The following is a 12,040-nucleotide window of genomic DNA, read 5'->3' as shown; positions in this document are numbered from 1 at the left end:
TGTCCGGGGCCGTAACCGGTGCTTTACCAAGAGCTAACTCCCACCCCTTGACGCTGACGAGGTGGCGTTCCCAGTATGTCTCTCATCGCGCAACCAGTCGTGCACTGCGCAACACTGAGGGGTAGGGCATGCCACACGAGGTCCGTGCCGTCGTCGCGGCGAAAAGGGGCGCACCCGTCGAGGTGCAGACGATCGTGGTGCCGGATCCCGGCCCGGGAGAGGTGCTGGTCGCCGTCCAGGCGTGCGGGGTCTGCCACACCGATCTGCACTATCGGGAGGGGGCGATCGGGGAGGATTTCCCTTATCTGCTGGGGCATGAGGCGGCCGGTGTGGTGGAGGCGGTCGGTGCGGGGGTGGCCGATCTGGCGCCGGGTGACTATGTGGTGCTCGCCTGGCGTGCGCCGTGCGGGAGTTGCCGGTCCTGCCGCCGGGGCCGTCCCTGGTACTGCTTCGACTCGCGCAACGCCACCCAGTCGATGACCCTGCTGGACGGCACCGCGCTGACCGCGGCCCTGGGCATCGGTGCGTTCGCGGAGAAGACCCTGGTCGCCGCGGGGCAGGCGGTGAAGGTCGACCCCTCGGCCCGGCCGGAGGCGGCCGGTCTCATCGGCTGCGGGGTGATGGCCGGCTACGGCGCGGCCGTGCACACCGGCGCCGTCGGCAGCGGCGACACCGTCGCCGTCATCGGCTGCGGCGGCGTCGGCAACGCCGCCATCGCCGGCGCCTCGATCGCCGGCGCCCGCCGGATCATCGCCGTCGACATCGACGACCGGAAACTGGACGGCGCCACCCGCTTCGGCGCCACCCACACCGTCAACTCCCGTGGCACGGACCCGATCGAGGCGGTGCGCGGCCTGACCGGCGGACACGGCGCGGATGTGGTGATCGACGCGGTGGGCCGCCCGGAGACCTACCGGCAGGGCTTCTTCATGCGCGACCTGGCCGGCACCCTCGTCCAGGTCGGCGTCCCCGACCCCGACATGCGCATCGAACTGCCGCTGATCGAACTCTTCTCCCGCGGCGGCGCCCTGAAATCCTCCTGGTACGGCGACTGCCTGCCCAGCCGCGACTTCCCCGTCCTCATCGACCGCTACCTCAGCGGGCGCCTCGACCTTGACGGCTTCGTCACCGAGACCATCGCCCTGGACGAGGTGGAGGCCGCGTTCGACAAGATGCGCGACGGCACGGTGCTGCGCTCGGTCGTGGTCCTGTGAGGAGCCAACGGACCGCCGTCTCAAGGGAGTTCGGCGAACCGTCCTCGCACACCGGCATCGCGGCCGGGCGGCCGCACCTCCCCACCACCTGAAGCGCTCGGCAACAGAGCGCACCACCGGCCGGATTCTCCCCCGCTCCCCGCACGCGCCTGAACCCGAAGGAGGGACATGTCCTCTGCACTCGCCACCGACGCCCGGGTGGTCGTCATCGGTGCCGGCATCGTCGGCTGCTCGCTCGCCGATGAACTCACCGCCCGGGGCTGGAGCGACGTCACCGTCCTGGAGCAGGGGCCGCTGCCGGCCCCCGGCGGCTCCACCTCGCATGCGCCGGGGCTGGTCTTCCGGACCGGCCCGTCGAAGACCATGACCGAGTTCGCGAAGTACACCGTCCAGAAGTTCGGCGCCCTGGAGGTCGACGGGCTGCCCTGCTTCGACCCCCTCGGCGGCCTGGAGATCGCCACCACCGAGGCCCGCTGGGCCGACCTGCACCGCAAGGCCGGACTCGCCGCCTCCTGGGGCGTCAGCGGGGAGCTGCTCACCCCGCAGCAGTGCAAGCAGCTGTGGTCCCTGCTGGACGAGGACACCATCCTCGGCGGCTTCCACACCCCCGACGACGGATTGGCCCGGGCCCTGCTCGCCTGCCGGGCGCAGATGACACGGGCCGAGGGGCGGGGCGCCCGCTTCCTGGAGCGGCACACCGTCACGGGCATCGAGCGGGCGGACGGCCGGGTCACCGGCGTCGTCACCGACCAGGGCACCTTCCCCGCCGACCACGTCGTCTCGGCCGCCGGCTTCTGGGGCCCGGTGATCGGCGCGATGGCCGGGGTGGACGTACCGCTGCTGCCGCTGGCCCACCAGTACGCCACGACCGAACCGCTGCCCGAACTCGACGGGCCCGACGGCGCCGGAGCGGGGCGCCCGATCCTGCGGTTCCAGGACCGCGACCTGTACTACCGCGAGCACACGGACGCCGCCGGGAGCCGGCTCGGCATCGGCTCCTACGCCCACCGCCCGATGCCCGTCGACCCCTTCGCCGTCCCCGCCTTCGACGAAGCGCCGGTCATGCCGTCCTCCCTGCCCTTCACCGAGGAGGACTTCGCCCCGAGCTGGCAGGACAGCATCGGACTGATCCCCGCACTCCGTGCCTCCCGGGTGGCCGAGGGCTTCAACGGCGTCTTCTCCTTCACCCCCGACGGGATGCCGGTGCTCGGCGAATCCCGGGACCTGCGTGGCTTCTGGCTCGCCGAGGCCGTCTGGGTCACCCACTCCGCCGGCGTCGCCAAGGCCCTCGCCGAGTGGATGACCGACGGGCGGCCCTCCCTCGACCTCCACGAATGCGACCTCTACCGCTTCGAGGACGCCCAGCGCTCACCCGCCTACATCGAGGACCGCGGCGCCCAGAGCTTCGTCGAGGTCTACGACGTCATCCACCCGCTCCAGCCCATCGAGGCCCCCCGCCCCCTCCGCGTCAGCCCCTTCCACGCCCGGCAGCAGGAACTCGGCGCGTACTTCCTGGAGGCCGGCGGCTGGGAGCGCCCCCACTGGTACGAGGCCAACGCCCCGCTCGCCGAAGGGCTCGCCCTCCCCGAACGCGACCCCTGGTCGGCCCGCTACTGGTCACCGATCGCCGCCGCGGAGGCCGCGGCGACCCGCGAGAAGGTCGCGCTCTACGACATGACCCCGCTGCGCCGCCTGGAGGTCACCGGCCCTGGCGCCCTCGGTTTCCTCCAGCGGATGACCACCAACCAGCTGGACAAGAAGCCCGGTGCGGTCACCTACACCCTCCTCCTGGACGAGGCCGGTGGCGTCCGCTCCGACCTCACCGTGGCGCGTCTCGCACCCGACCACTTCCAGGTCGGCGCCAACAGCGGAGCCGACATGGACCTGCTGCTGCGGCACGCACCGGCCGGGGTGCAGATCCGCGACGTCACCTCCGGCACCTGCTGCATCGGGCTCTGGGGCCCGCTGGCCCGCGACCTCGTCCAGCCGCTCACCCGCGACGACTTCTCCCACCAGGGCTTCGGCTTCTTCAAGGCGAAGCAGACCTACCTCGGCCATGTTCCGGTCACCGCCATGCGGCTGAGCTACGTCGGCGAGCTGGGCTGGGAGCTGTACACCACCGCGGACCTCGGCCTGCGGCTGTGGGACACACTCTGGGAGGCCGGCCGGGAGCACGGGGTGATCGCCGCCGGGCGCAGCGCCTTCAACAGCCTGCGCCTGGAGAAGGGTTACCGCTCCTGGGGCCACGACATGACCACGGAACACAACCCGTACGAGGCCGGGGTCGGCTTCGCCGTCCGTCCCGCCAAGGGCGAGTTCACCGGCCGCGCCGCCCTCGAAGGGATCAGCGAGCAGAACGTCCGGCGCAAGCTCACCTGTCTCACCCTCGACGACCCGGCCGCCGTCGTCCTCGGCAAGGAGCCGGTGTTCGTCGACGGCGCCCCCGCCGGCTACGTCACCTCCGCCTCCTACGGCTACACCATCGGCCGGTGCATCGCCTACGCCTGGCTGCCGGCCTCGGCCGCGGTCCCGGGCACCGCCGTCCACCTGGAGTACTTCGGCGAGAAGGTCCCCGCCACCGTGGCGGAGGAACCGCTCTTCGACCCGAAGATGACGCGCATCCGCAGGTAGCCGCCCGCGAACCGGCGCGTCACCGCAGCCCGAGCACACGGCTTCCCGCCGGCGCCGGTCGGCGAGAAGCTCGCCGATCTCGCGCCGACCGGCGCCACCGAGCACCCCATCGAGCTGTTCGCCCCTTCCCCTCGCTTCGCCGGGGAGACCCCTAGCCGGCCCGCCGCCGCGGCTGCTTGAGGAGACCGCACATGACGACCACACCCTCGTCCACCACCGCCACCGCCACCGCCCCGGCGGAATCCGCGCCGGCCCCCGGCACGAGCCTGATCACGACCCTGCCCGGCCCCTCCTACACCGACCCCGACATCTTCCGGCAGGAGCAGGAGAAGATCTTCGAGCGGCTGTGGTTCTGCGCGGTGCGCAGCGCGGACCTGGAAAAGCCGGGCGCCTTCCGTACGGTGCAGGTCGGCCGGGAGAGCGTCCTGATCACCCGGAACCGCGCCGGCCGGCTGCGCGCCTTCCTCAACATCTGCCGGCACCGCGGCGCGCAGCTGTGCACCGAGGAGTCCGGCGAGGTCCGCCGCAACCTGCAATGCCCCTACCACGCCTGGACCTACGACCTCGACGGCCGGCTCGTCGCCGCGCCCAACCTGCAGAAGATGCCGGACATCGACCGCACCGAGCGCGGACTGGTCCAGGTCGAACTGCGCGAGTGGCTCGGCTACGCGTGGGTGTGCCTGGCCGATGAGCCGCCGTCCTTCGAGGAGACGGTGATCGGCGCGGCCGTCGAGCGGCTGGGCGACACGGCGTCCATCGAGCGCTACCGCACCGAGGGCCTCGCCCTGGGCAAACGCATCACCTACGACGTGCGGGCCAACTGGAAGCTCATCATCGAGAACTTCATGGAGTGCTACCACTGCGCGACGATCCACCCCGAACTGACCGATGTACTGCCGGAGTTCGCCGATGGGTTCGCCGCTCAGTACTACGTGGGGCACGGTGCGCAGTTCGCCGAGGAGGCCGAGGGTTTCACCGTCGACGGCCGCGGGGGCTTCGGCCGGCTGCCGGGGATCGAGGACACCCAGGACCGCCGCTACTACGCGATGACCGTCCGGCCGCAGGTCTTCGTCAACCTCGTCCCCGACCACGTCATCGTCCACCGGATGTTCCCGATGGCCGCCGACCGCACCGTCGTCGAGTGCGACTGGCTGTACCTGCCGGAGGTCGTCGACTCCGGCGCGGACCTCTCCACGTCCGTCGAGCTCTTCCACCGGGTCAACGCCCAGGACTTCGACGCCTGCGAGCGCACCCAGCCGGCCATGGACTCCCGCGCCTACCGCCACGGCGGGGTGCTGGTACCCAGCGAGCACCACATCGGCGCCTTCCATCAATGGGTGACCGAGTGCCTGGCGGACGAGGGGGCCTGACCGCGGTGGAGCGCGGCCCGATGACCCCCGACCCGACGGCGACCCCGCCCGCTCCCGGTCGCCGACGGCGTGAGCCGGGCGGCGCGGTGCCGGAACACCGGCCAGGTCAGGGCCGGTCGCACCGCGCCCGCCCCGGGGGTGGGCACCGCGTGGATCAACGACTACCATCCCAAGCCTGCCGCAGGCGGATGCGGCGGATTCACACCGTCGGGGACCGGCCGGGAGCGCCTGACCGGTGGCCCGGCGTAACACCACGTGGTCGAACACGCCCGGAGTTACCCCGCGCTCCACGGCACCGCACTCGCTCGAAAAGGACACCCGCCGCCCTACCGAAGCCCATACCTGTCCACCACATCCGAGCCGGGACCTGGCCTCGTGCACCCCCGATCCCCTCCTCGCGCGAGGCGCACACAGCCCCTTGCCCAGGAGGCCGCTCATGGCAGAGACCGACGAGGCATCGCCACCGCAGGACGACGCCCAACTCGCGGAGTTCGGCTACCGCCCCGAACTCAAACGCACCCTCGGCAACTTCCACACCTTCGCTGCCGGCATCAGCTACATCTCCATCCTCACCGGCACCTTCCAGCTCTTCTACTTCGGCTACGGGGCCGGCGGCCCGGCCTACTGGTGGTCCTGGCCGATGGTCTTCGTCGGCCAGCTGATGATCGCGCTGTGCTTCGCCGAACTGGCCGCCCGCCACCCCGTGGCCGGCTCCGTCTACAACTGGGCCAAGAAGATAGGCAATCCGCACATCGGCTGGCTGGCCGGCTGGATGATGCTGGTCGCCTCGATCGTGTCCCTGGCCGCGGTGGCCCTCGCCTACCAGCTGACGCTCCCGCAGATCTCCGCGTCCTTCCAGATCATCGGCGACGGCAGCGGACCGTACGACACCGCGACCAACGGCGTACTGCTCGCCGGCGTGCTGATCGTCTTCACCACCCTCGTCAACGCCTTCGGGGTCAAGCTCATGGCCCGGATCAACACCGCGGGCGTGTTCATCGAACTGGTCGCCACCGTCGTGCTGATCGTGCTCTTCGCCGTGCACGTGGTGCGCGGCCCGGACGTGGTGCTGGAGACCCACCACACCGGCGCCGGACAGAACCTCGGCTACCTCGGGGCCTTCCTCACCGCCTCGCTGGCCTCCGCCTACGTCATGTACGGCTTCGACACCGCGGCCTCGCTCAGCGAGGAGTCCCTGGATCCCTCGCGCAACGCGCCGCGGGCGATCCTGCGGGCGCTGATCGCGTCGTTCATCATCGGCGGCCTGATTTTGCTGCTCGCGATGATGAGCGTGCGCAGTCTGACCGGGGAAGGGCTGACCACCGACGGCCTGCAGTACATCGTCCTGGACGTCCTCGGCGACACGGTCGGCAAGGCCATGCTCTGGTGCGTGCTCATCGCGGTCACCGTGTGCGCCCTGGCCGTGCACACCGCCGCCATCCGGCTCGCGTTCGCCATGGCACGGGACAACAACCTGCCCGCGGCGTCCCTGCTCGCCAAGGTCAGCCCCCGCTTCCAGACGCCGGTGCTGCCCGCCGTCGTCGTCGGCGTGCTCTCGCTCGGCGTGCTGGGTCTCAACATCCGTCAGCCGCAGATCTTCTCGGTGGTCACCAGCATCGGCATCATCATGATCTACGCGGCCTATCTGCTGGTCACCGCGCCGATGCTGGTGGCCAGGCTGCGCGGGAAGTGGACCCCGGCCGACGGCGGAAGGTTCTCGCTGGGGCGCTGGGGCCTGCCGGTCAACATCCTCGGCGTCCTCTGGGGCGCCGGAATGATCGTCAACCTCGCCTGGCCGCGCGAGGAGGTCTACAACGCCACCCCGCCCCACCACTGGTACCTGCGCTGGGGCGCCGTGCTGTTCGTCGGCGCGGTCGCGCTCGGCGGCTTCGCCTACTACTGGTTCATCCAGCGCCACCGCACCGGAGTACTGGCCGAGCACGCGGCCCAGGAGCCGTCCGGCCGGCCCGACGCGGAAAGCCCCGAGCCGGTCCGGGCCACCGACTGACCGTACGGGTCCGCCCGCCGTCCGGATCGGTATCCGGGCGGCGGGCGGACTCGTGCGGAGCGGGTCGCGCTCAGCTCTGCGCTTCGGCGGCCACCGGCTTCGGGATCAGGAAGGACGCCGCGAAGGCGGCGGCCAGGATGACGACACCGGCGATCATGCCGGCGGCGTAGCCGGCGGGCGAGGCCGGATCCGTGGGCAGGGCCGCGGTCTGCACCGCGTAGAGCAGCGCGAAGCTCAGTCCCGCGCCGAGGTTGAACGCGCCCGCGTTCAGGCCCGGCAGGAAGCCCGGGTTCTCGGCCGGGGAGAGCACGATGCCGAGCCCGTTGAGCACGATGTTCGCCACACCCGCGTAGGCCACGCCCACCAGGAGGGACGTCACCAGCATCAGCGCGTGCGACTGACTGTGGACCGTCCAGAGCATCAGCACGACGGTCGCCGCGGAACCGGCCAGGCCGAGCCGCAGGATCCGGCCGTAGCCGAAGGTGGCGGCCAGGCGCCCGGCCAGCGGCCCCATCGCCAGACCGGCGAGGGCGTACGGCGTCAGCGTCCACCAGGCGGCCTGCTGCGCGGACATGCCGAGCCCCGCCTCGGCGTCCTGGGCGAACGCCGGGATCAGGCCGTTCATGACGGCGAACACACCGGTCATGGTGAGCACCGTGGTCAGCAGCGTCGCCCAGGTCGCGCGCCGCTTGAGGTGCCGGGTGGCGACCAGCGGATGCCCGCTGCGGTTCTCGGTACGCCAGAACAGCGCGAAGGCGGCCGCGGCCAGGACCACGAGACCGGCGATGAGCGGCCAGTTGGCGGCGGCCAGCTTCCCCGCCTCGTTCAGCGCGATCAGCAGCGAGCCGACCGACACGACGAGCAGCGCGACACCGGGCCAGTCCATCCGGGACGCGGCGCCGGCCGTGGACTCGGGGGTGAGCGTGGCGACCAGGACGGCGGCCACCGCCGCGACGGCGGCCATCGCCCAGAAGACGGACGCGAAGCCGTGGTTGTCGGCGAGGTAGCCGCCGGCGAGGGAGTCGACACCGGCGATTCCGCCGTTGACGGCGGTGATCACACCCAGCAGGGTGCCGTACCGCTTCGGCTCCTTCACCTCCACCCGCAGCATGATCAGGCACAGCGGGACGACGGGACCGCTCACTCCCTGGATGACGCGGCCGACGAACAGCATCGGCACGCTCGTCGCCAGCGCGGCGACCACACACCCGAGGACCATCAGGGCCAGCATCCCGGTCAGCACCCGGCGGCGCCCGATGACATCGCCCAGCCTCGGCAGGAAGAGCGAGAACAGCGCCGCCGAGGTGAAGAAGGCGGTCTGGGTCAGACCGATCTCCGCGGAGTCGGCGCCGAGGGTGTCCTGGATGCTCTTCAGCGCGGGGCTGAGCATGCTGGCGTTGAGCTGGAAGGCGAAGCAGGCCGCGAGCAGCGCGGTGAGCAGTACGCCGACCCGCACGCGGGAGCCGTCCGCCGCCCCGGTGGGGCGGCTGTTGGTGGAAACACTCATGGCGTGATGTCACCGATCCGTTCGAGGGCGTCGACCACGAGGTTCCAGAACCGCTCGTGGTCGAGCTCGACCGCGACCTGGGTGGTGCAGTCGGCCGGCGCGGGCGCCCGGAAGTCGGTCACGGTCATCCCGCGGGTCAGGCCGCCGGTCAGCTCGATGTCCACCGGCGCCCTGCGCACCGTCATCACGTCCGGGTCGATGACGTAGGCGACCGCGCACGGGTCGTGCACCGGCGGGTGGTCGAAGCCCTGGTTCTCGCGGTAGGCCTCGCGGAAGAAGTCCAGCAGTTCGCCGACGAACACGGCGGGGCGGGTGCCGACCGCGGCGATCTTCGCGGCGACCTCGGGGGTCGCCAGCGCCTGGTGGGTGAGGTCCAGACCGACCATGGTCACCGGCCAGCGCTCGTTGAAGACGATGTGCGCGGCCTCGGGGTCGATGATGATGTTGAACTCGGCGACCGCGCTCCAGTTGCCCTCGTGGTAGCCGCCGCCCATCAGCACGACCTCACGCACGCGCTCGGCGATCCGCGGCTCCTTGCGGACGGCCATCGCGATATTCGTCAGCCCCGCCGTGGGGACGATGGTGATCTCGCCGGGCTCGTGGGACATCACCGTGTCGATGATCAGGTCGACGGCGTGCCGGCGGTCCAGTTCGAGGGTCGGCTCGGGCAGCACCGGACCGTCCAGGCCGCTCTCCCCGTGGATCTCCACGGCCGTCTCGACGGTCCGCACCAGCGGCCGCGGGCAGCCGGCCGCGAACGGCACACCGGTGATGCCGGCGATGCGCGCCACGGACAGGGCGTTGCGGGTCACCTTCTCCAGCGTCTGGTTCCCGACCACGGTGGTGACGGCGAGCAGGTCGATCTCGGGATTGCCGTGGGCCAGGAGCATGGCGATCGCGTCGTCGTGCCCCGGGTCGCAGTCGAGGATGATCTTTCTGGCCAACGGAAGAGCCCCTTTGCTCTGCTGTGCTGTGGATCGGGTGAGGTGGGCGCGCGGCATGCCGCGGACGGCCCGGCGCCGCGCACACCGACGACGGACCCGGGGCACGGGGGAGCCCTGGGCCCGCGAGGCGGGCGGCACCGGTCGTCACGGTGGTGACGGGCCGGGCGCGGCGGTGGTGGTCTCTAGCGCGCGGTGACGGCGCTCAGGGACCGGCGCGGCCGTGGCCGCGTGCCGGTGCGAAGACCACCGCACACCTCCCTCGGAACACATCTTGGAAAACGTTCTCCGGAAACTTCGCCCACGGAACCGGCCGTTGTCAATGGTTCGATATCCGGCCTTCCGCGCGTAACGGGAGCGCCACATCGGTTCACCGGCCCGCAGTGGCCACCGCGAAGGGACAACGTTTACCGCACATTTGCCGGGGCGTATGCTCCCTCCGGCGCAGCCGAGCCGAACGAAGGGGGCTGGGAGACGGTGGCAGAAGTCACGTTGCGAGAGGTGGCCCACGCATCGGGCTGCTCCATCGCCACGGTGTCCCGCGTCCTGGCCGGCACCCGCCCCGTCGGCGCCGAGACCGCGCGCACGGTGCGGGAGGCCGCCGCGCGCCTGGGGTACCGGCCCAACCAGGTGGCCCGTGCCCTGCGCAGCCGCTCCACCGGCACCGTCGGCCTGGTCCTCCCGCAGATCACCAACCCCTTCTTCCCCTCCCTCGTACGGGAGCTGGAGCACGCGCTGCACGCCGAGGGGCGGGCCGTGCTGCTCGCCGACTGCGACGACGACCCGGTGACCGAGGCGGCCCGCATCAGCGCGCTCCTCGACCGGCAGATCGACGCCCTGCTGCTGATACCGGTGGACGAACACCGCAGCCGGGACGCGGTGGCCGACGCGGCCGCCCGGGTGCCGCTGGTCCTGCTGGACCGCGGGTGCGGACCCGGCGTCGCCGACTCGGTGGCCGTCGACAACGGGGCCGGTATGGCCCTCGTGCTGGCACATCTGGCCGCGGAGGGCCGCCGTCGGCCGTGCTTCGTGGGGGCGGCCGGCACCGCTTCGGCGGCGGTGGAGCGCCGCGCGGCGTACGAGGCCGGGGCCGGCGGCCTGGACCCCGCGGCACCCGGGCGCGTGGAACTCGGCGACTTCTCGGTGGAGTGGGGGCGCGCCGCCGTGGACCGGCTCTGGCCTTCGCGGCCGGACGCCTTCGTCTGCGCGAACGACCTCATCGCGGTCGGCGCACTGCAACGGCTGCGCCAGCTGGGCGCGGACGTCCCCGGCGAGGTCGCCGTCACCGGATTCGACGACATCCCGCTCGCGGGTCTCGCCGACCCCGCGCTGACCACCGTCCGGCAGCCCGTCGCCGAACTGGCCGCCGAGGCCGCCCGGTTGCTCGCCCGCCCACCCGCCGCGCACCCCGGAGCCCGGCACTCCGTCCGTCTCGCACCCGAACTCGTCGTCCGTGCCTCCAGCACGCGCGGCGCGATGCTGCCCGGCTGACCGCCGGGTGCGGCGTACGCCTCGCGGCGCCACCTGCGAGGCCACGTCGGACGAACGCATGGGTCTGCGCTGCGGTGTCCCAACGGCCGTAGAAGAAGGGGGTGATGGCGCCCCGGTCGGCGTTGCTCCCGGAGCCGGCCCGGACCCGTTCGTACGCCGCGTGCCCGGCGATGAACCACGGCTCGGCGGTGCGGATCGCGGCGGCCTCCCGGCGGTGCTCCTCGGTGAAGTCGACGCCCAGGGCGCGCATGGGCCGTGAGCAGAGTGAGGGTACGGAGGCGCTGCGGGTGGCGGGCCGCCTACAGGAGGGCGCGGTCATCGCTCGCGGAGTGGGCGACGGCGTCGACGCGGTCCGGGCCCAGGTGTGCACGGAGGGCTTCCAGGTCGGCGACCTGGCGGTCGCAGCGGTAGGAGCCCTGGTCGGCGGGGGCATCGGAGTATCCGGTGCCACGCAGGTCGAGCGGTGCGGGTGCCGGGGCGGTCCGACGACGTCGGTGCGGCCACGCAGCTGCCGGTGTCACGGGGCGGTGGCAAGGAGGCCGGCTCGGGCCGCTCAACGCCCGTTCTCCAGGCGTCCGTTCGGCGTCCACGCCGTCCCGCCGAGGAGGATCCCGGCCCGGTGGAGGCGCTCGCGCCGCGCCTCCACCCGGGGGCCCGGCAGTTACTCCTCGGAGCGGTACGGCCGAAGACTGCTCCAGTCCAGGGCGTCTTCCGCTTCCCGGCGGGTGTGGTCGGCGGCCTCGCGGGCCTGGGAGACGACGTCGCCGTGCTCTTGTATCAGCTGGTCGTAGATCGGTGGGTTCGAGGTGGTGTTCATGTCTTTCGCTAACGTGAGGCGGTGGATTGCGGGGTGCCGCTGACGGCCGCGGGGGGCGACT

General features: G+C 72.0%; 9 protein-coding genes. 5 read left to right on the top strand and 4 right to left on the bottom strand.

The window, feature by feature from the left end; translation table 11 throughout:
• The first annotated feature begins 128 nt into the window (after positions 1 to 128).
• The 4 genes from QOM21_RS07665 to QOM21_RS07650 all read left to right on the top strand — a co-directional run bounded on the left by QOM21_RS07665 (position 129) and on the right by QOM21_RS07650 (position 7,223).
• Positions 129 to 1,214: an S-(hydroxymethyl)mycothiol dehydrogenase gene (locus QOM21_RS07665; protein WP_407548989.1), complete on the top strand. Its 1,086-nt coding sequence runs from the start codon at positions 129 to 131 to the stop codon at positions 1,212 to 1,214.
• Between the two features lie 168 nt (positions 1,215 to 1,382).
• Entirely contained in the window at positions 1,383 to 3,845 is a 2,463-nt protein-coding gene (locus QOM21_RS07660; protein WP_407548988.1) for an FAD-dependent oxidoreductase, read from the top strand.
• Between the two features lie 191 nt (positions 3,846 to 4,036).
• The gene (locus QOM21_RS07655) at positions 4,037 to 5,215 is read left to right on the top strand and encodes an aromatic ring-hydroxylating oxygenase subunit alpha (protein ID WP_407548987.1); all 1,179 of its coding nucleotides are present in this window, start codon (positions 4,037 to 4,039) and stop codon (positions 5,213 to 5,215) included.
• A 436-nt stretch (positions 5,216 to 5,651) separates the two neighbouring features.
• Positions 5,652 to 7,223: an APC family permease gene (locus QOM21_RS07650; protein WP_407548986.1), complete on the top strand. Its 1,572-nt coding sequence runs from the start codon at positions 5,652 to 5,654 to the stop codon at positions 7,221 to 7,223.
• 70 nt (positions 7,224 to 7,293) lie between these two features.
• On the opposite strand, the gene QOM21_RS07645 is transcribed toward QOM21_RS07650, so the two are convergent.
• Positions 7,294 to 8,730, bottom strand: coding sequence for an MFS transporter (locus tag QOM21_RS07645; RefSeq protein WP_407548985.1), 1,437 nt, complete (start codon positions 8,728 to 8,730; stop codon positions 7,294 to 7,296).
• The gene (locus tag QOM21_RS07640; RefSeq protein ID WP_407548984.1) at positions 8,727 to 9,674 is read right to left on the bottom strand and encodes a nucleoside hydrolase; all 948 of its coding nucleotides are present in this window, start codon (positions 9,672 to 9,674) and stop codon (positions 8,727 to 8,729) included. Before QOM21_RS07640 ends, QOM21_RS07645 begins: the two co-directional genes overlap by 4 nt.
• Before the next feature lie 498 nt (positions 9,675 to 10,172).
• Here QOM21_RS07640 and QOM21_RS07635 point away from each other — a divergent pair, with 498 nt between their 5' ends.
• Positions 10,173 to 11,162: a LacI family DNA-binding transcriptional regulator gene (locus QOM21_RS07635; RefSeq protein WP_407548983.1), complete on the top strand. Its 990-nt coding sequence runs from the start codon at positions 10,173 to 10,175 to the stop codon at positions 11,160 to 11,162.
• Between the two features lie 299 nt (positions 11,163 to 11,461).
• Here QOM21_RS07635 and QOM21_RS07630 read toward each other — a convergent pair whose 3' ends face one another.
• Both QOM21_RS07630 and QOM21_RS07625 read right to left on the bottom strand, forming a co-directional pair.
• On the bottom strand, positions 11,462 to 11,683 hold the full coding sequence (locus tag QOM21_RS07630) for an alpha/beta fold hydrolase (RefSeq protein WP_407548982.1): 222 nt from the start codon (positions 11,681 to 11,683) through the stop codon (positions 11,462 to 11,464).
• A 140-nt stretch (positions 11,684 to 11,823) separates the two neighbouring features.
• Positions 11,824 to 11,979, bottom strand: coding sequence for a hypothetical protein (locus QOM21_RS07625; RefSeq protein WP_393891752.1), 156 nt, complete (start codon positions 11,977 to 11,979; stop codon positions 11,824 to 11,826).
• Positions 11,980 to 12,040: the final 61 nt, after the last annotated feature.

Origin of the sequence: Streptomyces sp. Pv4-95, from assembly GCF_045782725.1 — a bacterium.
Classification (GTDB): Bacteria; Actinomycetota; Actinomycetes; order Streptomycetales; family Streptomycetaceae; genus Streptomyces.
Note: the sequence above shows the minus strand (reverse complement) of the source record. Positions and strands in the feature narration are given on the sequence as shown.

Excerpts from the sequence above, each read along its gene's own strand:
- QOM21_RS07665 (WP_407548989.1), top strand. The coding sequence starts at position 129 with ATGCCACACGAGGTCCGTGCCGTCGTCGCGGCGAAAAGGGGCGCACCC.
- QOM21_RS07660 (WP_407548988.1), top strand. The coding sequence starts at position 1,383 with ATGTCCTCTGCACTCGCCACCGACGCCCGGGTGGTCGTCATCGGTGCC.
- QOM21_RS07655 (WP_407548987.1), top strand. The coding sequence starts at position 4,037 with ATGACGACCACACCCTCGTCCACCACCGCCACCGCCACCGCCCCGGCG.
- QOM21_RS07650 (WP_407548986.1), top strand. The coding sequence starts at position 5,652 with ATGGCAGAGACCGACGAGGCATCGCCACCGCAGGACGACGCCCAACTC.
- QOM21_RS07645 (WP_407548985.1), bottom strand. The coding sequence starts at position 8,730 with ATGAGTGTTTCCACCAACAGCCGCCCCACCGGGGCGGCGGACGGCTCC.
- QOM21_RS07625 (WP_393891752.1), bottom strand. The coding sequence starts at position 11,979 with ATGAACACCACCTCGAACCCACCGATCTACGACCAGCTGATACAAGAG.